The following is a 20070-nucleotide window of genomic DNA, read 5'->3' as shown; positions in this document are numbered from 1 at the left end:
CCTACTCACGCGGGAACAGCCCACACCGCCCTACGGTCACGCCATGAGCAAGCGTGACCTCGTCGCCCTGGTCGTGCTGGTAGCGAGCCTTCTGGTCGTGGGGCTCGGAAGCTTCGTCACCTACGGGCTCCTACGGGAGTACGCGGACGTCTGCGGTGAGACGTCACCGCTCGAGCAGGTCTGGTTGAGCGGCGCCGGGTTCGGTCCGGTCGTGGCGGTGGTGGCCGTCGTGCTCGCCGTCCTCGTTGCGGTCATCGCCCGTCGCCCCGGTGTGCGCGTTGCCGCAGTAGGCCTGGTGGCTCTCGCCCTCGTGGGAGCCACGGCGAGCGGGATCGCCGGCGTCACCGCCAAGAAGGCAGCGTACGAGAAGGACTCCGCCACCTATGGTGGCTGCGCCGGCTACAACTCCTGGCCCACCGAGCGCGGTGGGCAGTCCGATGCGATGCCCGCCCGTACGTAGGGACGCTCTCCTCTAGTGCCAACCCATGCGCCTGCCTAGCGTGAGAGGGAGAGAGGAGATGAGAGGGAATGACCACCTTGACGCGAAGCATCACGATCGATGCTCCGGTTGACACCGTGTTCGAGTACGCGTTGGACGTAGGCCGGCTTTGGCAGGTGAAGGACGTCGCCCTGACCGAGGTGGACATCAAGCCCGAGGGCGTCGGCACTTCGGCCCGCATGTACACGCACCTCCTGGCGCTCCACGTGGAGGGCGGAATCGAGTACACCGAGGTCGTCCCCGGCAAGCGCATCGTCGCCCAAGTCCACTTCTTCGCTGAGAAGCCGACGTGGACGTTCACCTTCGCCCCAGCCAAGGGCCGCACCAGGGTGACCGCGACAGGCGAGTGGACCCTGAAGGTCCCGGTCGTGGGCAAGGCCATCGAGACGAGGATGGCCAAGGAGCACGAGCCCATGCTCGACACCTTGCTCGCCACCCTCAAGACACAGGTAGAGGCCACGAGGGCCGCCTGATCCCACGGAGCCGCCGAGCTGTGGAACCGTTCGGCGGCTCCGGCTGTGTCCTGCCGAGCTGCGTGCGCCCGCCCGTCACGGGTCGTGTGCCTGACAGCACCCTCTGGGGTGTTCTCAGGCACACGACCCGATGCAATCTGTCGCGCAGATTCGTGACCACGTCCCGCGTGGTGGCCTGGTGCAGTCCCACCCGATGACGGAGTCCGAGCCGGCGTTCGTCGTACTCCAGGAAAGCCCGGACGCCTGGGTCCGCGCCAGGCTCGCATCGCTCCCGGCCGACACCCGCGTCTACTACGAGGCGCGCTTCTCGCAGGCCCAGCTGTCGAAGGTCGGCATTTCCGTGCACGACGCGCTGAGGGAGCAACCGACCTACGTGGGCGACAGCTCCGGCGCCAGTGACCTGGGCACACGCGTCGTGGTCACGTATGGCACCACGGACGAGCAGCCACTCAGTGACAAGGCGCTCGACGCGGTGCTCGGGGCGGCGTCCGAGTCCTACCCGGACCACCAGCTCCCCGTGCCGGTCGAGTTCGTCCACGACCCCGACTACGTCACGCCCGTCCTCCAGTAGTCCCCTGCGTCTGCGACGCTGCGGGCCATCCGCTCACGCCGCACAGCGCTCTGCTCCCGCACAGGCTGACCTCCTCCAGCCCCAGCGGGCCCGTGCGCCGGAGACACCCATCACGCCGGATCCCGGGTCAGTCAGGACCCGCGGCCCTGTGCAACCCGGCGAACCGCGGCACACGGTGGAAGCAGCTACCGAGGGACCGGCAGCCGCCCCGACCCACAGTCACGTCCCCGCAGGAGGCAGGCCGTGAACAGCCCCACCCGACCCCTGACCCTGGCCCTGTCCCGCGCAGTGACAGCCGCCGTGCTGGTCCTCGCAGCGGCCAGCCCGCTCAGCCCCGCCACCGCCGGCACAGCAGGCGGCACTGCTCGCGGTGCAGCAATCCGTACGGCGCCGTGCTTCGGCCAGGCCGCCACCATCGTCGGCACCCGGCGCGACGACACCCTCAGGGGAACCCCGGGGCGTGACGTCATCGTCGCCCGCGGCGGGAACGACCGGATCGTCGGCGGCGGCGGGATCGACCGGATCTGCACCGGCACCGGCGACGACCAGGTGCGCACCGGCAGTGGCGGCGACTACCTCGAGGGCCGCGCCGGAGACGACCAGCTGGGCGGCGGCACCGGGCCCGACCTGCTCCTCGGCGGGCGAGGCGCAGACGTCCTCGTCGGCGGGGACGGCTCCGACCTGCTCGCCGGCCAAGCCCATGCCGACCTCATCCTGCCCGGCCCCGGCGGCGGGTGGGCCTACGGCGGAGGGGGCGCGGACACGATCATCGGCGGACCCGGCGCCGACAACCTCAACGGCATGCTCGGGGTCGACACCCTGCGCGGCCGTGACGGCGACGACAACCTGTGGGGCGCGCACACCGACGACGGCTACGCCAGCGACACCCGCGCGAACACCCTGAACGGCGGCGCCGGCAGCGACGTCCTGGAAGGCGATCGTGGGGACGACACGTTGAGCAGCGGCCCCGGCACCGACCAGCTGTTCGGCCTCGCCGGCGACGACACCCTCGACGGGGGAGGCGGGGACGACACCGGCGACGGCGGCCCCCACGTCAACGGCGACACCTGCCTGTCCATCGAGACCGTCGTCGACTGCGAGCTCTGAAGCGTTCCGCCCATGCCGCGCTGCGCACAGCGCTCGTGCCGATGAACCGAGACAGGTGATCCACTCGGGCCACCTGACCGGCAACGCGACCTCGTGCGGGGCGGGCGTGGTCACGACTCGAACGGGACCCGGCGTCCGGATCTGCCGATGAGCGAGTGAGCGCGTGAGGTCTGCGGGCGAGCCGGGCCACCTCCACCACGTGGTCCCCGCGAGCCAGAACCGATGCCATGCCCGTCGAGCTGCGTGGTCGACGCTGAAAGCGCCCTGGCTGAGGATCGGCCGACCCACGATCGGATCCATCGGTCGCTTCAGGCCAGTGTCTGCGGCAGAGGATCAGGTCCGACTTCAACCGATCTCCATCTCCTGGTACGCGGGCGTGAGCTCCTCCCAGCGTGCCTTCCAGCCGGCTGCTCCGGCTTCGGAGCTCCAGCCCTCCGGGTGGACCTGCCCTTCGAGCTCCAGCGACCGGCCGAGATCCTCGAGGTGGACCCGCCAGCCCGAGGCGTGGAACGGGAGGTGCGTCGTCGGCAGGCCGCGCTCCTCGACCACCAGACGGGTCCGGGAGGCCTCCTCGGTCAGCCACGCCTCGATCTGCCCCTCGTCCTCCGTGCCCGGCTCCGTCGTCAGCAGCAGGTGGTGGGGTGCCTCGCACACCTCGATGCGCGCTGGGCCGGTCCAGCTGCTCGTGAAGACGAGATGGATCGTGCCGCCGACCCGCAGGTCGCCCTCGACCCGGGCGAGCCAGCGGGCCAGCCGCTCGGGCGTCGTGCACGCCTGCCAGAGGTCGCCGACGTCCGTGTCGTAGAGGTCTTCGACGCGGACGGCTCCGCGGGTGTCGTCGAGCGTTCGCATCGTCGCGTTCGTGGTCATCGTCGTGCCTTCTTTCCTCGTGCGATCTCGGTGTGGAGGGCGTCGAGCCGGCTCTCCCAGAGGCGGCGGTACGGTCCGAGCCACTCGTCGACCTCGACGAGCGCCTCCGGCCGCAGTGTGTAGATCCGGCGCTGGGCGTCCTGGCGTACGTCGACCAGCCCGGCCTCCCGCAGCACGCGGAGATGACGGGACACGCCCGGACGGGCGATCGGGAGCGCCTCGGCCAGCTCTCCCGCACTCGCCGGGTGGTCGCGGAGGATCTCGAGAACCGTGCGCCGACTCTCGTCTGCCAGAGCGTGCATCACAGCGTCCACCCGTCCAACGTAACTGAACGGGTACGTAACCGCAAGGGTACATGACGGTCGAGGTGGCCGATGGTCTCCTCGCGTCGGACGCGGCGGCCGTTGCCGCTGCGTCCGCCGCTCCGGCACGATGGGGGGCAAGGACGTGCGGGGGCCCGGGAAGGACGTTGGTGGACGATCTGCGGTTCCGTCTGCTCGGGCCGATGGAGATCATCGCTGGCGGCGGCGCACTGCCGCTGCCGGGGTCGGCCGAGCGTGCGCTGCTCGCGCAGCTGCTGCTGTCTCCCGGGCGCACCCAGCCGGCCTCGCTGCTGGTCGACCGGCTCTGGTCGGAGTCGGCGCTGCCGCTGGACCCGATGAACGCCCTCCAGGTGCGCGTGTCCAAGCTGCGGCGGGTCCTGCGTCAGCACGGCCTCCCTGACGTCGTCATCCGTGAGGGCGTCGGCTACCGGGCGAACGTCGACCGGTCCTCGGTCGATGCGGTCGACTTCGCCGACCGGGTCCGGGCCGCCCGGGCGGCCGGCGCGGAGGCCGCAGGCGACGGGCAGGTGCACCTGCTCGAGCACCTGCTCGGTGACTGGGATGCCGCGCTCGCGCTGTGGCGGGGCGAACCGTTCGCCGACTTCGCGAGCGAGCAGTGGGCCGTCGCCGAGGCGACCCGGCTCCAGGAGCTGCGGATCACGGCGCTCAGCGAGCGGGCGCAGGTGGCGTTGGCGCTGGGCCGCCACGAGGAGGTGGTGCACGACCTCGAGCCGGTCGTGGGCCACGACCCGACCCTGGAGTCCCTGGCCGGGTTGCTGATGGTCGCCCTCTACCGGGGCGGGCGTCAGGCCGACGCGCTCGAGGTGTACGCGCGCACCCGCAGCACGCTCGACGACGACCTCGGCCTCGAGCCGTCGGTCACCCTGCGGTCGCTGCACGAACGGGTGCTGCGCCAGGACGAGGCGCTCGGTGCCGCGGCGGAGGCGTCGGTCCCGCTGCCGGTCCGCGCCCCGGCGCCGGGCACACGTCGTACGACGGGTCCGACCAACCTGCCGACCGTGGTCCGGCCGCTGATCGGACGCGAGGAGCTGCTGGACCAGCTGTCCGAGCTGGTGCGGGGGGTGCGCCTGCTCTCCCTCGTGGGTCCGGGCGGAGCGGGGAAGACCGCGCTCGCGCTCCACCTCGCCGTCCGCGCGCGGGCCGAGTTCGCCGACGGGGTGTTCGGCGTGCGGCTCGCGTCGGTCACCGCCCCCGAGCAGGTGCCGGTCGCCGTTGCCGACGCGCTCGGCATGCCGATGGACGGCGCCGCCGCCGAGCGCGACATCGGCGAGCGCATCGCCACCTTCCTCGCCGACCGCCGGCTCCTGCTGCTGCTCGACAACTGTGAGCACGTCCTCGACACCGTGGCCACCCTGACCGACCACGTCCTCGGCCGCTGCCCGGAGGTCACGGTCGTGACCACCAGCCGCGAGGCGCTGGCCATCCCCGACGAGGTCCAGGCCAACATCGGGCCGCTCGAGGCACCGCCCGAGGTCGCCACGCCGGAGACCGTGCTCGGCTACCCGGCTGCGCAGCTGTTCGCCGAGCGAGCCCGCGCGGTCCGCCCCGGCACCGTGTTCGACGAGACCGACCTCGCGGCCATCGGGCGGATCACCCGCGCGCTCGACGGCATCCCGCTGGCCGTCGAGCTGGCCGCGGCCCGGGCCGCGGCCCTCTCGCCGGCCGAGATCGCCGACCGCCTCGACCAGCGCTTCGCCCTGCTCACGTCGGGCTCGCGGACCGCCGAGGCGCGCCAGCAGACGCTCCGCGCCACGGTCGACTGGAGCCACGACCTGCTGAGCCCTGCCGAGCAGCAGGTCTTCGCCCGGCTCTCCGTGTTCCACGGCGGCTGGACGATGGACGCCGCTGAGGCGGTCGTCGCGGACCCCGGCGACCCCGGCGGATCCGTGGTCGCCACGACCGCCCGGCTCGTCGAGCGGTCGATGGTCGTCGTCGAGCCGGGAGCCCCCACCCGCTACCGGATGCTCGAGACGCTGCGCCAGTACGCCGCCGAGCGCCTGCGCGAGACCGGCGGCGGTGCGGTGGTGGCAGGACGGCACGCCCGCTACTTCCGGACCCTCGCGCTCGACGCGGAGCTCGAGCTCCGCGGCTCGAAGCAGCGCGAGGCGTTCGCCCGCCTGCGCCGCGAGCAGCCGAACCTGCGCGCGGCCCTCACCTGGCTCGGCGGACCGGACGGCGACGTCGACGAGGCGCTGGAGACTGCAGGGGCGCTCGGGCTGTTCTGGCACCTGGGGCGCCACCTCGAGGGGCGCGACGTCCTGCACCGGGTGCTCGACCTCGGCGGCAGCGCCCGCGCCCGGGCCCGTGCCCTCCAGGCGGTCTCGCTGGTGGAGCGACCCCGCGCCTGCCTGGTCCACCCCAGCCCGCTGTGCGCGCAGACCGCGGAGGAGAGCCTGGCGGTCTTCGAGGCCGAGGGGGACGCGTCGCGTGCCGCGCTGTCGCAGGTGCTGCTCGCCGTCGAGGGGGTCACCGGTGCCCACGCCGACCGCAGCAGGACGCTGCTGGCGCAGGCCGAGCAGCGGTTCCGCGTCGACGGGGACGAGTGGGGCCTCGGCGTCATCGGGTTCGTCCGCATGGAGACCGCCCTCAAGACCGGTGACCTCGACACCGCCGTCGCCGTGGGGCGAGCAGCGACCGCCCGCTTCCGGCAGCTCGACGACTACTGGGGGCTCTCGGCGGTGCTCTACCACCTGGGCTGGGGCCTGCGGCAGTTCGGCCGCGACGCGGAGGGCGCGCACGACCTCGAGGAGGCGATCGACGTCGCCGCCGCGGCCGGCCTGTACAACACGGTGCAGTGGGCCCTGGCCGACCTCGCGCTCGTGGAGCTCAACCTCGGGCGCAGCGACCGGGCCCGCGACCTCTTCGACCGCGCGGACGCGGCGTCCCAGCACGTCGGCGACGGCGCCGGCACTGTCCTGGCCCACTACGGTCACGGCCTGCTGGCGCTGCAGGGCGGCGACCTCGACGAGGCCGACCGACGCTTCGTGCTCGCCCGCGAGGGCTTTGCGGCCCTGCGCACGCCGGTCTGGGAGGGCTGGGCCCTGGCGACCCGGGGCCGCTGCGCCGAGCTGCGGGGCGAGGTCACCGCGGCCCACGACCTGTTCGACGCCGCCCGCGGGCTCGGGGTGGAGGCCGGTGAGCCGGGCCTCACGGCGTCCGCGCTCGAGGGACTCTCCCGTACCTCGCCGGACGACCCGGCGCTCTCGGGCCTGCTCGCCCAGGAGGCGGCCGAGGTGCGACGGCGCCTGGGTCGCCCTCGCCCGCGCTACCAGGACCACTGGGGAGCCGGCACCGCCGCTGTCTGAGGCAGTGATCAGGCGCCCCAGCCGACCAGCTGTCCCTCCCAGTCGAGCAGCAGGCGCTGCCGCTCCTCCTCCGACGCCGCCGTGGGGCGGGCCTCCGTCTGCTCCTCGCACATGGTCTCCTCCTCGTCATCGACGCGGCCGAACCGCTCGGCCCGCACGACCACGGTGCGGCCGGACGCTGTCCCGGCCCTGTCGGGGCGCTGTCGCCGCCCGGCGCACGGCTCGCAGCGTGAGCGCCACGGCGGCCGCGGTGAGCGGCCACCCCAACGCGAGCTTGGCCAGGGCGAGCAGCGCAGGCGCATCGGCGACGTACAGGGCCGCCTGCACGCCTGCCCGGAGCGCGTACGTCGCGGCGAACCCCCAGGTGGCCACGAGCAGCACCCGCCGCAGCCGTGGCTCGTCCCGCCACGCCCGACCGTCGTGGACGAGCAGCGTGTACGCCGTACCGATGAGCGGACGCCGCACTGCCGCAGAGACTGCCAGCGCCACGGCGTACGCCGCGTCGACGCCGAGGCCGGGCAGGAAGAAGTCGCGGGCACGGCCCGACCACAGTGCGACCGCGGCTGCGACCGCGAGCACGGACAGGCCGCGGACCAGCCCGGCGAGGGAGGAGCCCTGCGCGCGGCGCCGCAGGGCGAGGAGGCCCGCCGACGCCAGGGCGGCGGCCACGGCCAGGGGGAGTGCGAGCCGACCGGAGCCGGCCGCGGTGGCGCCGGCGTTCACGGCTGCGTAGACCAGCGGGGGCAGGGCGCCGTCGACCAGGCCGCGGCGGCCCCCGAGGCGGTCGAGGACGGTGGCGAGGTCGGTCATGGTTGGTCCCCCCAGGACGTGGAGCCACGCTCCGGCGGGGGCTTCGGGGGCGCACCCCGCCGGAGCGTGAGCGGGTGGGTCAGGCCGCGACGGCCTCGTCGGCCGACGCGGTCGCGGGCACCGCCTGCGGGGTGCGGAGCCACAGGGCGGCCACGACGGCACCGAAGGCGGCGATGCCGGCGGCGCCGAGCAGGGCCGCCGAGAAGCCGTCGGTCAGTGCCACCAGGTCGCCGACCTGGTCGGCGCCGGCGGCCGAGGCGACCGCCGTCATCGCGGCCAACCCGAGCGCGGAGCCGATCTGGTAGTTGGTGTTGACCAGACCCGAGGCCAGGCCCGCCTCCTCCGGTGCGGCCGACGACAGCGCCAGCCCGAGGGAGGGGATGAAGGCCATCGCCATGCCGGCGGCGGTGACGAGCGTGGCGGGCAGGACGTCCACGGCGAAGGAGCCGTCGGGGCTGATCGCCTGCAGCCAGAGCAGGCCGCCCGCGAGCGTGGCCAGGCCGGCGACGGTCATCGCCTTCGGGCCGAACCGGGCGATCAGCCGCGGGGCGACCGCGATCATCCCGACCATGATCGTCACCGTGAGCGGCAGCAGCGCCGCGCCGCTGGCGAACGCACCGAGCCCGAGCACCTGCTGCAGGTAGAGGTTGACGAAGAAGAACATCGGGATCCAGGCCGCCCCGAGCAGGAACTGCGCGGCGTTGGCCGCCGCCAGGTTCGGCGCGCGGAAGATGCCCAGCCGCACCAGCGGCTGCTCCCGGCGGGCCTGGAGCAGGACGAACAGGCCCAGCAGCGCCACCCCGCCGAGACCGGCGACGACGGTGCCGGTGGACGTCCAGCCCTCCTGCGGTGCGCGGACGACCGCGAAGACGATCGAGGCGAGCCCGGCCGTCACCGTGACGGCGCCGGCGAGGTCGAGCGAACCACGACGCGTCGCGCCCGCCGGCATCACCGACGGCGTGAGGAACAGGACGACAGCGGCCAGCGGCAGGTTGATGAAGAAGACCCACGGCCACGACGCGTACTCGGTCAGCAGGCCGCCGAGGAACACCCCGGCCGTGCCACCGGCCGGCGCGGCAGCGCCGTAGAGCGCGAGCGCCCGGGTCAGCTCCTTCGGCGAGCCCCCGAAGGTCATGAACAGCAGGGTCAGCGCGGCGGGGGCGATCAGCGCCGAGCCGGCGCCCTGGACCGCGCGGCCGACCAGCTCGACGGCCGGGCTGCCGGCGAGCCCGGCGACCAGGGAGCCGACGGCCAGGACCGCCCAGCCGGTCGCGAACACCCTGCGGGCGCCGAGGAGGTCGGAGAGGCGGCCGCCGAGGAGCAGCAGGCCGCCGAACGCGACGACGTACGCGTTGAAGACCCAGCTCAGCCCCTCCGGGGTGAACCCGAGGTCGGCCTGGATCTCGGGCAGCGCGACGCCGATGATCGAGGTGTCCATGATGACCATGAACTGGGCCGCGGCGATCAGTCCGAGCGCCAGCCAACGGCGGCTGGCCCCGGATCCCGCGGCGGGTGCGGTGGAGGACATGACGTGCCTTTCAGGTGAGGACTCTGGAGTGCTCCAGCCGGGTGGCTGTGCGGAGGAGCCTCATCGGGAGCCCTGTCCGCGGGCTGTCCTGCCGCTGTTCACCGTGGAACGGGCCGGAACCTCGTGCCTGCCAGCGCGGCCAGCACGGCGTCGGTGGTCATCGACCCGCCGACCCGGACCAGGGAGCGGCGCCCGTCGGCGGACACCGTCTCGACGCCAGGCACGTCGCGCAGGTGCGCGGTGACCTCGCGGACGCACCGCCGGCAGCCCATGCCGGCCACGAAGAAGGTCAGCTCGCTCATCTCGTCCTCCCTCTCACGGTCGGAGGTGCCTTCGCCAGCAAGGGTCGGACGTGGCGCTGTCCAGCCGCTGTCCGCTCAGCCGGCGCCCCGCTCCGGCCGGCGACGGACAGCCGGCGGACAGGCGCGGGTAAGCGGGCCGTCGCAGGCTCGGACCCACAGACCACCGGCCGGGACGACCCGGCCCCGACACCGGGAAGTGACGACATGGCCGCCACGATCTTCACCGAGGAGGAATCGGGCACCACGACGGGCCGCCTCCACCCCCACAACGGCTACTACGGCGGGACGCTCGCCGCCCTCGGGCGTGACCGGGAGGATGGCCGGCGCCCCACCAGGAACGTGGGGCCCGGGCCGATCAGCCCCCGCTGACCGCCGGTCGCCGCGGTGGTGCCGCCTCCTAGGATGGCAACGATGACCTCCCAGTCCTGCGCCACGGGCGAGGCGACGCGCTCGGTGCGCGTCGGGCAGTGGTTGCTGCTGCTCGTCGCGCTCTCCGGGCTGATGGCCATGCACGGATTCTCCGACCACGGCACCCGCGGATCCGTCGAGCCCCCGCAGCACCCGATGACCCACGGGTACGTCGCGATGGCCGGCCCGGCCACGCATCCCGACCACACGCGAGCTCTCGCAGGGGCAACGGTCGCCGTGGGCGAGGTGCGCGCGGGCACCGCGGGTTGGCCGGTCGACGGACACGACGGTCACGATGGCGCCCTGGCCGGCACGTGCCTGGCGGTGATGGCCGGACTGGTCCTGCTGGTCGTCTCCAGGTGGCCGCACCGCGTCCGGGCCACCCTGGGTGACGCCCTCCTCGTCGCCGGGGTCAGCGCCCTCAGGTTGCGCACCCGGTCGAGGCGACCGGCTCCGCCGGACCTGACGCTGCTGGCCGTCCAGAGGTGCTGACGGGCGGCACCGCTGCGCCACCGGCTCATCGACCCCGTCCGGGGGCGGCGGCCCGGCGTGGCGCCCGTGCCCCCTGCTCACCCACCTCGAGGAGACACCAGTGAACGACACCGCGCTCGATGCCCCCACCGGCTCCACCCGTCACCGCCCGGGAACCACGTCGCGCCGCCGCCTGCGACGCAGCGCCGCCGCGGCGCTGGCCGCCACCCTCGGCCTGAGCCTGGCCGCCTGCGGCGACGACGGCGACTCCCGCCCGGACCCGTCGGCCGCTCGGACCGCTGCCAACGGCGACGTCTTCAACGACGCCGACGTGCAGTTCGCGACCGACATGATCCAGCACCACGCCCAGGCACTGGTCATGGTCGACCTGGCCGCCGGCCGCCCGCTCGATCCGCAGGTGCAGCAGCTGACCGAGCAGATCCGGGAGGCGCAGGTGCCCGAGGGCGAGACCATGGTGGACTGGCTCACCGCGTGGGACCAGGAGATCCCCGCGACGATGCGCGACCACAGCAACGCCGATCACGACATGCACGGGGCGGACGGCACGGACGACGACGGGTCGGGGAGCAGCGACACCGGCAGCGGCATGCCCGGGATGATGTCGGGCGACGAGCTCGACCAGCTCGCCCGGGCCTCGGACGCGGAGTTCCAGGACCTGTGGCTGCAGATGATGATCGAGCACCACGAGGGCGCTGTCGAGATGGCGCGGGACGAACAGGCCGACGGTACCTTCGCCGAGGCCGTGGCGCTCGCCGAGAGCATCGAGTCGAGCCAGCAGCGCGAGGTCGACCGGATGCAGCAGCTGCTGGAGTGACGACCGGGGCCGGAGTCACGGTCGGGCGGGGCCGCCCGAGGTGAGTGCCTCGAGCCGGGCCCGGTACTCCTCGGGCTCGATCTCGCCACGCGCGAGGCGCTCGTCGAGGATCGCCCGCGCGCCTCCGGGGCTCTCGGATGCCTGGCTCCCCGTGGTGGACGGCGGGGGAGCGGACGTGGTCTGCGTCGTACGGCTGGCCCACACGACCGCCACCACGACCACGGCGACCAGCACCAGCAGCAGGCCGAACATGCCCAGCGCCATGGCCAGGCCCCAGCCGTTGTCCATGTGGCCCTCGTTCCAGTCGCGCATCCGCCTCACCTCTCCTGCAGTGCCCCGTGCTGGCCAGCGTGGCTCGCGGCCTCGGCCCGGGCCAGTGGCGAAGGGCACCGTTCCCCGGGTCCAATGACCCGGCCGGCCAGTGCTGGTCACGGCGCTCGGGCGTCGTCCGGGGACCCGATGTCCGGGGCAGATCAGGGTCCTGCCCGATGGCGGAGCCGCAGGCCGGGTCGCGAGGCTGCCGGTGTGAGAGTCGAACCCGGTGGTGGTGGGGCCGGCGTCGAGGAGGTCGCCCTGCCTCGCCGCCCCGTCCTGACCTTCTGGCTCGTCGCCGTCGCGCTCGAGGTCGTGCTGGGGGTGGCGTTCCTGGTGAGCGGCGCGGAGTCGGCCATCGACGAGGGGTTGTCGAAGGCCGGTCTCGACTTCGGGTCGGACCTGCTCACGGCCGGGCGGGTCCTGGTGGTCTACCCGGCCGCGCTGCTGGGCATCACCCTGGCGCTCGCGCAGGTCGCGGCCCCCGACCTCGCCGTGCTCGTCGTCGCCCGCATCCGGGGCGGCCGCGCGCTGCTCCACGCGGTCGGCCGCCGGTTCCGCCCGTGGTCGCCGGAGGTCGGTGCCCGCCGGGGACTCGTCATCTGGCTGGTGGTGGTCGTCGTCTTCTCGGCCTGCAACCTCGTGAGCGGGCTGCTCCACCGCGCGCTGGTGCCGCAGGACTTCGCCTGGCACTTCTCGTGGAGCATGCTGGCGCTGCTACCGGTGGCGATGTTCCTCGACGCCGGGGCGCTGCTCGAGGAGAACGGGTGGCGGGGCTTCGCGTTGCCGGTGCTGCTCCGCGACCACGGCCCGCTGGCGGCCTCGCTGCTGGTCGGCCTCGCCTGGGCGTCCTGGCACTTCCCCGTCAAGTTCGACGCGTTCCTCGACTACGGGCTCGGGGGAGCCCTGGCCTACCTCGGCGCCTTCACCGTCAAGATCCTCGCGATCTCGGTGGTGATGACGTTCTTCTGGGCCCGCGCCGGCCAGGCCACGCTGCTCGCCATCGTGATGCACGGGCTCTCGAACGACGTGGCGAGGATCGGTGGCTTCGTCGACGGCCCGACGTGGCAGGCCTCGGCGATCAGCGAGCTGGACCTGGCGCTGCCCTTCGTCGTGCTGGCGCTCGTCCTGGTCCCGTACGCCAACCGCCGCGGCTGGGGCGAGCTGGGTGACCTGGCGGCGGCATGACGGGCGCTGCTGCCCCGCCGGGCCGATGGCGAGTCGTGTGCCCGAGAACGCGCTGGAGGGGGTTCTCGGGCACACGACCCGAAACGCGTCGGGCGGCGGCCCGAGGAAGCCGGTGCGAGGTTCAGGCAGGCGCCGTGGCCGGGGGAGCGCCTGCAACGCCATGCGCCTCCGCGGCGGGGCCGGGGTCGCGCAGCGACAGCGTGACCACGAACGCGACCGCCACCGCGACCACGACCTGCGGCGTCACGGAGAGCCCGTCGGCGCCGAGGAGCAGGGTCGCCAGCAGGGTCGAGGTGAGCGGCAGCCGGAGCATCGCGGCGCACATGGCGCCGATCCCGGCCCCGAGCGCCGGGGCGAGGTCCATGCCCGGCAGGTGGCTGGCCACGATGCCCAGCGCGGCGCCGATGAACATGGCCGGGAAGACCGGACCGCCGCGGAACGCGCTGAGCGACACGCCGTACGCCAGGGTCTTGGCTAGCGCGAGCAGCAGCAGCACGCCGATCGAGTAGTCCGCCGCCTTGTCCACCAGGTGCGGGAGGTCGTCCTGGCCCGAGAAGAGCACCATGGTGAACGGCTCGTCGGTCAGCAGCTGGAAGGTCATCGCCAGCAGCCCGACCACGAGACCGAGGGCGCCGGTGACCAGCACCCGGTTGCGGTGCACCACCGGCCGCAGCGACAGCCCGATCCAGCGGATGCACCAGCCGAGCAGGGCGCCCCCGACACCCATCAGCGCCGCCCAGACGAGCGTGGCCACGGTCGGGGTGGTCTCGGGCGGCACGGTGGTCAGCGAGAGGGAGAAGGTGCCGAGGCCGGTCCACGCGTCGAGACCGACGAAGACGAGGGCGCCGATGCCCGAGGCGAGCAGGCCGGGCAGGGCCACCAGGCTGAGCGTCGTGCCGGCCACGCCGGCCGCCTCCATGATCAGGAACGCGCCGAGCACCGGTGAGCCCAGCAGGGTGCTGATCGCGGCGAAGCTGCCGGCCGAGGCGAGGATGGTCACCGCCATCGGCGGGGCGTCCTTCTTCGCGAGGTGGATGGTGAGCGCCGCGAGCCCGCCGCCGATCGCGATCAGCGGTGCCTCGGGGCCGAGCACCGCGCCCAGGCTGAGGGTCGCGAACGACGCGAGCACGATCGCCGGGAGGTCGCGGTCGACCGGCGGCCCGCCGCCGGTCGTGAAGCCGAACGCCGGGGAGTGCCCGCCGTTGCCCGGCAGGTAGCGGATGGTGAGGCCGGTGAGCAGGCCGCAGAGCAGCAGCCACGGGACCGGCCACCACGCCGGCGTCGCGCCGGAGAAGATGCCGCCGGGCAGGTCGTCGAAGACGTACTCCTGCAGCCACGAGACCAGCGCCAGGAACCCGTACGCGATCGCCGAGATCGGGATGCCCAGCACGGCCGCGAGGACCAGCGCGGACCGGTAGGACCGCGACCGGACGATGGCGAGCGGGTCCAGGGGCGCCGGCTCGCCCGTCGGGCTCCCCGCTGCCGGCTCGGTCTGGCTCACGCGTCCTCCTCGGTGTGTGGCGGCCGGGTCACCGTACGACGACGCCCGCGCAGGCTTCCTCGTCCGCAGCGGAGGACGCGCTCGCAGCGGGTGGGGGCCTGCGTCGGGGGCCGCGCGTGCCAGACAGGGGGGCGCGAAGGCGCGGCGCCGACCGGGTGGTCAGGCCGGCCGACGGTCGCGCCGCGGCCGGTTGAGTGCACCCGGTGGGTGCGCCCGGACGGTGGGTCGGGGGTGAACCCCACCGCCCGGGCACGTCGGTGGGTGGGTCAGCCGAACCAGGCGTCGACCGTGGCCGGGTCCATGCGGGAGTCGTAGCCCGTGGTCCCCACGCTGCCCCAGTAGCAGGCGAAGTCGAAGTTCCCGGCGTCGAGGACCGAGGCCCGCATCTCCCGGGTCAGGAGCAGGCGGCTCGGGTCGTTCGCGGGCGCTCCCGTCTCGGCGAGTCCGGTGCGCTCCAGTCCGACCGACTTCGTCGCGGCCACGATCGCGTCGACCAGCTTGGAGGGGTCCTTGCCCTGGCGGTAGTAGGCGTCGAAGGCGAACACGTCGACCGTGCCCCTCGGCGGGGTCCACTCGGTCAGCGTGCGGCCCGAGTTGGGGAAGATCGTCCACGCCATCAGGATGTTGGTCGGGATCATCCCCTGCGCCCGCATCACCGGCGACTGCAGCGACCACTGGCGCTTGTACTCCGCGGACCAGGCCTTGTACTCCGTGGAGCCGGGCTTGCCGTGGTCGTCCTCGGGCTCGTGGTTGAACGACGTGTAGACCGTCAGACCGTCGGGGATGCCGGCGAGGAAGGTGCGGATCGCCCCGAGGTCGGTCTCCTTCCAGGAGATCACGAACGTCTTCACGCCGTCGCCCAGCGCTTCCTGAACCGCGCCGTTGCGCGAGAACTGCACGCCGTCGAGCTGCTCGAAGAAGATCCGGGCCACCTTCGCCCGGTTCTCGTAGACGCGCTCGTCGACGCCTGCCCTGGTCGTGTAGTTGGCGCCGAAGAGCGTGGACCCGGAGGGGGACGGCGCGGGGTCGGCCTCGCTGTCGGTGGTCACCTTGACGGGGGTGGCGGCCGGTCCGACCCAGTCGAGGCCGTAGAGCTCCAGCACGCGGACCCGCACCCAGATGCTGGTACCCGGCTGGAGGCCGGTGAGGGTGATGTGGTCGTCACGGGTGCGCTGGCGGTGCAGGTCGGTCATCTCCGACGACGTCGACCAGGCGACCCGGAAGCGGGTCGCGCCGACCGGCCGGTCCCACGCCAGCGAGGCGCTGGTGGTGGTCGTGCCGGTCACGTGGACGTGGGTGGGGGTGTACGCCGGGAGCAGGCTCTGCCAGGTCTGGTCGGTGGTCTCCGGCCCGGCCTCGGCGGTGCCCGCGGTGGCGGACAGGAGGCCGACCGCGAGACCGGCAGTGGCGAGGAGGGCGAGGGTACGACGAGGTCGCTGTGTCACTGGGATGAGGACTCTTCCGTGCTCGGGGGTGGATTGCGGCACCCAGGACTTCACCCCCGGCGCGGATCTGTCGACCCTGCGTCGCCCCCGCGAGCACTGCTCACGGGCGGGTGGTGCACCGTTCCGGCACGTCGGCACTGGTGCGTCCTGCTCGTAGTGCGGCCTCGACCATAACCCGAGACCACCGAACGGCCGCATCTGCAGTTGGACGCGGGTGTCGCCGGTCGGTCCGTCGGTCCCTCCCTCGGACCCCGCGCCCACCGTCCTGCCCCGTCCGGCGCGCCCCAAACCTGCGACCTCGCGCCGGCCTAGACCTACGCCTGGATCAGGCCGGCGCGGGCGGCGTGGTCGCGCACCTCGTCGCTGTCGGCGGCGAGCACGAACGGCACGTCGGCCGGCCAGCCGGCGAGCACCCGCTCGACGCGCCCGTCCTCGAGGTCGAGGCGCACCTCGCGGATGTAGACGGCCAGCACGCGCCCGGGGTGGCTGCGGACGATCTCGGCGTACACCTCGGGGTCGCGCTCACCGGAGTCACCGATGAGCACGAACCGCAGGCCGGGGTGGAGGTCGAGGACCTCGGTGATCCGGCCGCCCTTCTGCTCGCGACCCCCGCGCGTGCCGAGCAGGTCGCGCAGCAGCACCGGGCCGAGCGGGAAGCCGCGGTGGCGCAGGAAGGCGACCACGAAGGAGTGCAGGTTCCACGGGCTCGAGGAGACGTAGAAGACGGGGTTGTCCGGGCGCGCGAGGTCGCGGTAGAGCTCGGCCGCGCCGCGGAACGGTGTGCGGGTCAGCGCCGAGCCGGTGAACGTGTGTCGCAGCATCTGCCCGACGCGCTGCACGCCGGTCTCGAGGATGGTGTCGTCGATGTCGGAGATCACGCCGAACGCCGCCTCCGTACCCGGCACCCGCACCTCGAAGGATGCCACGTGCGGGCCGGTCAAGCCGCGGTAGTCGCCGGCCAGCTCGACCGTGCCGGGCGTCCACGGGCTGGTGAGCCGCGCCGGGTCGGTCTCGAGCACCGCCCGGAAGTAGCCCTCGGTGTCGGTGACGGTCTCGACCGTGGCGCCGGCCACGGTGACCCGCAGCGGGACGCCGGGCAGCTCGTCGGTGACGAAGTGCGACAGGGTCCGCCGCACCGCGGCCCCGACCCCCTCGCCCTCGACCGCCTCGGTGGGCGGCGGGTCGTCGAGCACCCGTCCCCGCACGACGACGCCGCCCGCGCCGCCGTGCCCGCCGTACGGCTCGATCCGGAAGTCGGCGGGCGGCTGCGAGGCCCTCCGGCGCAGGCGCAGGTGGTCCCACCACCACTCGATCCCGATCGCCCAGGCTCGCGCACCCATGGGCCCCACCGTAGGGGGCCGGGGGAGTGTCATCCGGTCGGGGTGAGGACGCCGGGCGGGGCCGGTGCTGGGCTGACCACATGTGTCGATGGATGGCGTACTCCGGTGACCCCGTGCTGGCCTCGGACCTCCTGTTCCGGCCGGTGCACTCGCTGATCGACCAGAGCCTGCACTCGCGGATGGGGGCGACCACGACGAACGGCGACGGCTTCGGCATCGGCTGGTACGGCGAGGGCGACGTGCCGGCTCTCTTCAAGAGCGTGGACCCGGCCTGGAACGACGCGAACCTGCGCGAGCTGGCCTCCCAGATCCGCACCGGGCACTTCTTCGCGCACGTGCGCGCCTCGACCGGGACGCCGGTGCAGCGCAGCAACTGCCACCCGTTCCGCCACGGGCGGTGGCTGTGGATGCACAACGGCGCGCTCTTCGGGTTCCACGACTACAAGCGCGAGCTGATGATGGCGATCGACCCGGCGCTCTTCGGCGACATCGAGGGCTCGACCGACTCCGAGGCGTTCTTCTACCTCGCGCTGACCTACGGCCTCGAGGAGGACCCGTACGGCGCCGTCGAGCAGGCGGTCGGCATGGTCGAGGACCTGGGCCGCGAGCACGGCGTCGAGCACCCGATCCAGATGACGGTGGCCACGACGGACGGCGAGTCGATGTGGGCGTTCCGCTACTCCAGCGAGGGGAAGTCGCGCTCGCTCTTCTTCTCCACCGAGATGCACCGCCTCCGCGCGCTGCACCCGGAGGTCAAGGCGCTGGCCGAGCTCGGCGACGACGCGCGGTTCATCACCTCCGAACCGCTGCGCGACCTGAGCGGTGCCTGGCAGGAGTTCCCGGAGTCGTCCGCGGGTGTGGTCCGGCCCGGTCACGCGGAGGTCCGGCCGTTCACGCCGCGCCGCGCGGCCACCGTCCTCTGACCGGCCCGCCCACCAGGTCGCGGGCATCCCGACGGTGCGCCTCACCTCTCAGGGGTGAGGCGGGCGCACACTGCTTCCACGAGAGTCGGAGCCCCCGGGGAGAGGAGCCAGGCGATGCCGGACATCAGTTTCGAGCGCAAGAAGTCGCTCAACCGCAAGGAGGCGGCGGTCTGGTTGACCGCCCTGGCCCGCGGCTTCGCCGACGGCGGCGAGGTCGAGCTGCCGGTCGGTGGCGGCGGTGTGGTCACCATGCGACTCCCGAACACGGTCGACGCCGAGTTCGAGGTCGAGATCAGCGGCGACGAGGTCGAGGTCGAGCTCGAGTTCACCTGGAAGATCCAGCAGCTCGACGCCGACGAGGAGCCCGAGGCGGCCGACGAGGCCGCCCCGGACGAGGCCGACGACGAGGACGAGGACGAGGGCTGGGGCGACGTCCGCTGAGGCCCCCGGGCCTCAGGCCCGGCGGCTGACCGCGACGCCGAGCGCACCCAGCGCGGTCGTCAGCGCCAGCACGGCCACGAACGCGCCGAGCACGTCGGCGCCCCCCGCCGCGGTGAAGACCAGGCCGGTCACGGCCAGTGCGGTGGCCGCGCCGGTGGCGTCGCTCAGCGCGATCGCGGCGGAGGCGTTGCCACGCTCGGCCGCCGAGGCACGGGCCAGCACTGCGGAGGTCGCGCGGGGGTAGAGCAGCCCCATGCCGGCCGCGGTCACGAGCCAGCCGACGCCCACCAGCAGCGCCGGCAGCCCGCCCGCGGCGACGAGCAGGATGCCGGCCACCCCCGCCAGCACCAGTGCGGCACCGGTGCGCAGCAGGGTCGCGTCGGCGGCCCGGGCCCCGAGCCGGCCCTGCACCTGGGAGGCGCCGGCCCACCCCAGGGTGGCCGCGGTCAGCACCAGGCCGCTGACCCAGACCTCGACGTCGTACTGCGCCTGGAGCAGGTAGGGCAGGTAGGCCTCGGAGGCGAAGAACGCCGCGGCCGCGAGGCCGCGCACCCCGATCACGGCGGGCAGGCCGGGCGCCCCGCGGAAGGTGCCGACCGGGAGCAGCGGGCGGACGGCGGCCAGCGCGGCGACCACGGCCGCGAGTGCGAGCACGGCGCCGGTCGCGCCGCTGCCCGGGGAGAGGCTCACGAGCAGGATCGAGGCCGCCACCACGACAGCGAGGCCGAGGCGGCGCCAGTGGTCGCCGGCGGGTGGCACGGGCGCGGACTTCTCCCCGTCGGGTGACCGCAGCGAGATCAGCGTCGGCACCAGCACCAGCACGGCCGCCGCGGCGATCGCGACCACGCCGAGGAAGACCCAGCGCCAGCCGACCACGTCGGCCACGACGCCCGCAAGTGCCGGCCCGACCAGGCCCGGCACGACCCAGGCCGCGGCCCAGACGCCGAGCACGCGCGGCCGGTCCACCTCGTCGTACACCTGCGCGACCAGCACGTACAGGGCGACGGTCAGACCACCGCCCCCGAGGCCCTGGGCGAAGCGGCCGAGGACGAAGCCCTCCATCGACGGCGTCAGCCCGGCCAGCAGGAGTCCGACCGCGAAGAGCGCGACCGACGCGAGGAGAGGACGCGCCGCGCCGACGCGGTCGGCCCAGGTGCCCGCGGCCACCATGCCCACCACGCCGGCGGCCACGGTCGCGGAGAACGCCAGCGCGTACCACTGCTCGCCGCCGAGGTCGGCGGCGACGGTGGGCATCACGGTCGCCACCGCGAGCGACTCGAAGGCGGCCACGAAGATGAGCGCGACCGACCCGGCGGTCGCCGCGCGGTAGCGGGCCCCGAACAGCGGCGTCGTGGTGGCGGGAGGTGCAGTCACGGTCACGGGAGCAACGCTAGGAC

At 73.7% G+C, this 20070-nt stretch carries 21 protein-coding genes; 11 read left to right on the top strand and 10 right to left on the bottom strand.

The genetic code is table 11. From position 1 onward, the window contains the following. Window positions 1–43: 43 nt before the first annotated feature. The 4 genes from ACFPGP_RS13605 to ACFPGP_RS13590 all read left to right on the top strand — a co-directional run bounded on the left by ACFPGP_RS13605 (window position 44) and on the right by ACFPGP_RS13590 (window position 2650). The gene (locus tag ACFPGP_RS13605) at window positions 44–460 is read left to right on the top strand and encodes a hypothetical protein (RefSeq protein WP_378590962.1); all 417 of its coding nucleotides are present in this window, start codon (window positions 44–46) and stop codon (window positions 458–460) included. A 68-nt stretch (window positions 461–528) separates the two neighbouring features. Next, window positions 529–972, top strand: a complete 444-nt coding sequence (locus ACFPGP_RS13600) for an SRPBCC family protein (protein WP_378590960.1) — start codon at window positions 529–531, stop codon at window positions 970–972. A gap of 193 nt (window positions 973–1165) precedes the next feature. Continuing rightward, entirely contained in the window at window positions 1166–1543 is a 378-nt protein-coding gene (locus ACFPGP_RS13595) for a hypothetical protein (RefSeq protein WP_378590958.1), read from the top strand. 243 nt (window positions 1544–1786) lie between these two features. Next, window positions 1787–2650, top strand: a complete 864-nt coding sequence (locus tag ACFPGP_RS13590; RefSeq protein ID WP_378590956.1) for a calcium-binding protein — start codon at window positions 1787–1789, stop codon at window positions 2648–2650. 345 nt (window positions 2651–2995) lie between these two features. On the opposite strand, the gene ACFPGP_RS13585 is transcribed toward ACFPGP_RS13590, so the two are convergent. Together ACFPGP_RS13585 and ACFPGP_RS13580 are read right to left on the bottom strand one after the other, a co-directional pair. After that, window positions 2996–3520, bottom strand: a complete 525-nt coding sequence (locus ACFPGP_RS13585; RefSeq protein WP_378590955.1) for an SRPBCC domain-containing protein — start codon at window positions 3518–3520, stop codon at window positions 2996–2998. After that, window positions 3517–3834, bottom strand: a complete 318-nt coding sequence (locus ACFPGP_RS13580; protein WP_378590953.1) for an ArsR/SmtB family transcription factor — start codon at window positions 3832–3834, stop codon at window positions 3517–3519. The genes ACFPGP_RS13585 and ACFPGP_RS13580 overlap by 4 nt, the downstream gene beginning before the upstream one ends. Before the next feature lie 191 nt (window positions 3835–4025). Here ACFPGP_RS13580 and ACFPGP_RS13575 point away from each other — a divergent pair, with 191 nt between their 5' ends. After that, window positions 4026–7169: an AfsR/SARP family transcriptional regulator gene (locus tag ACFPGP_RS13575; RefSeq protein ID WP_378590950.1), complete on the top strand. Its 3144-nt coding sequence runs from the start codon at window positions 4026–4028 to the stop codon at window positions 7167–7169. 126 nt (window positions 7170–7295) lie between these two features. Here ACFPGP_RS13575 and ACFPGP_RS13570 read toward each other — a convergent pair whose 3' ends face one another. From ACFPGP_RS13570 to ACFPGP_RS13560, 3 genes are all read right to left on the bottom strand, one after another. Further along, window positions 7296–7979: a DUF3159 domain-containing protein gene (locus tag ACFPGP_RS13570; RefSeq protein WP_378590948.1), complete on the bottom strand. Its 684-nt coding sequence runs from the start codon at window positions 7977–7979 to the stop codon at window positions 7296–7298. A gap of 79 nt (window positions 7980–8058) precedes the next feature. Further along, window positions 8059–9507 carry an MFS transporter gene (locus tag ACFPGP_RS13565; RefSeq protein ID WP_378590946.1) on the bottom strand — a complete coding sequence of 483 codons (1449 nt, stop codon included), beginning with the start codon at window positions 9505–9507 and terminating at the stop codon, window positions 8059–8061. 98 nt (window positions 9508–9605) lie between these two features. Next, the gene (locus tag ACFPGP_RS13560; RefSeq protein ID WP_378590944.1) at window positions 9606–9809 is read right to left on the bottom strand and encodes a cation transporter; all 204 of its coding nucleotides are present in this window, start codon (window positions 9807–9809) and stop codon (window positions 9606–9608) included. 204 nt (window positions 9810–10013) lie between these two features. Between ACFPGP_RS13560 and ACFPGP_RS13555 the strand changes: the two genes are divergently transcribed. The 3 genes from ACFPGP_RS13555 to ACFPGP_RS13545 all read left to right on the top strand — a co-directional run bounded on the left by ACFPGP_RS13555 (window position 10014) and on the right by ACFPGP_RS13545 (window position 11523). Next, window positions 10014–10178 (top strand): hypothetical protein, encoded by a 165-nt coding sequence (locus ACFPGP_RS13555; RefSeq protein WP_378590942.1) that lies wholly within the window; start codon window positions 10014–10016, stop codon window positions 10176–10178. Window positions 10179–10220: 42 nt separating this feature from the next. Next, window positions 10221–10709: a hypothetical protein gene (locus tag ACFPGP_RS13550; RefSeq protein ID WP_378590940.1), complete on the top strand. Its 489-nt coding sequence runs from the start codon at window positions 10221–10223 to the stop codon at window positions 10707–10709. A 100-nt stretch (window positions 10710–10809) separates the two neighbouring features. Next, window positions 10810–11523, top strand: coding sequence for a DUF305 domain-containing protein (locus ACFPGP_RS13545; RefSeq protein WP_378590939.1), 714 nt, complete (start codon window positions 10810–10812; stop codon window positions 11521–11523). Window positions 11524–11538: 15 nt separating this feature from the next. Here ACFPGP_RS13545 and ACFPGP_RS13540 read toward each other — a convergent pair whose 3' ends face one another. Further along, window positions 11539–11835 (bottom strand): SHOCT domain-containing protein, encoded by a 297-nt coding sequence (locus ACFPGP_RS13540; protein ID WP_378590937.1) that lies wholly within the window; start codon window positions 11833–11835, stop codon window positions 11539–11541. Between the two features lie 213 nt (window positions 11836–12048). Here ACFPGP_RS13540 and ACFPGP_RS13535 point away from each other — a divergent pair, with 213 nt between their 5' ends. Then, complete coding sequence (locus tag ACFPGP_RS13535; protein ID WP_378590935.1) at window positions 12049–13023, top strand: CPBP family glutamic-type intramembrane protease; 975 nt, start codon at window positions 12049–12051, stop codon at window positions 13021–13023. A gap of 121 nt (window positions 13024–13144) precedes the next feature. Here ACFPGP_RS13535 and ACFPGP_RS13530 read toward each other — a convergent pair whose 3' ends face one another. From ACFPGP_RS13530 to ACFPGP_RS13520, 3 genes are all read right to left on the bottom strand, one after another. Further along, window positions 13145–14524 (bottom strand): chloride channel protein, encoded by a 1380-nt coding sequence (locus tag ACFPGP_RS13530; RefSeq protein WP_378590933.1) that lies wholly within the window; start codon window positions 14522–14524, stop codon window positions 13145–13147. Window positions 14525–14790: 266 nt separating this feature from the next. Continuing rightward, window positions 14791–15969 (bottom strand): fibronectin type III domain-containing protein, encoded by a 1179-nt coding sequence (locus ACFPGP_RS13525; protein ID WP_378590931.1) that lies wholly within the window; start codon window positions 15967–15969, stop codon window positions 14791–14793. Between the two features lie 314 nt (window positions 15970–16283). Next, window positions 16284–17309 (bottom strand): App1 family protein, encoded by a 1026-nt coding sequence (locus tag ACFPGP_RS13520; protein WP_378590929.1) that lies wholly within the window; start codon window positions 17307–17309, stop codon window positions 16284–16286. A 92-nt stretch (window positions 17310–17401) separates the two neighbouring features. On the opposite strand from ACFPGP_RS13520, the gene ACFPGP_RS13515 reads away from it, so the two are divergent. After that, window positions 17402–18232 carry a class II glutamine amidotransferase gene (locus ACFPGP_RS13515; RefSeq protein WP_378590927.1) on the top strand — a complete coding sequence of 277 codons (831 nt, stop codon included), beginning with the start codon at window positions 17402–17404 and terminating at the stop codon, window positions 18230–18232. 114 nt (window positions 18233–18346) lie between these two features. Beyond that, window positions 18347–18673 (top strand): amphi-Trp domain-containing protein, encoded by a 327-nt coding sequence (locus tag ACFPGP_RS13510; protein WP_378590925.1) that lies wholly within the window; start codon window positions 18347–18349, stop codon window positions 18671–18673. Window positions 18674–18685: 12 nt separating this feature from the next. Here the strand turns inward: ACFPGP_RS13510 and ACFPGP_RS13505 are convergent, their stop codons facing one another. Next, window positions 18686–20053, bottom strand: coding sequence for an MFS transporter (locus ACFPGP_RS13505; protein ID WP_378590923.1), 1368 nt, complete (start codon window positions 20051–20053; stop codon window positions 18686–18688). Between the last annotated feature and the right edge of the window lie 17 nt (window positions 20054–20070).

Source organism: Nocardioides taihuensis (genome assembly GCF_042657275.1).
GTDB lineage: Bacteria > Actinomycetota > Actinomycetes > Propionibacteriales > Nocardioidaceae > Nocardioides > Nocardioides taihuensis.
Note: the sequence above shows the minus strand (reverse complement) of the source record. Positions and strands in the feature narration are given on the sequence as shown.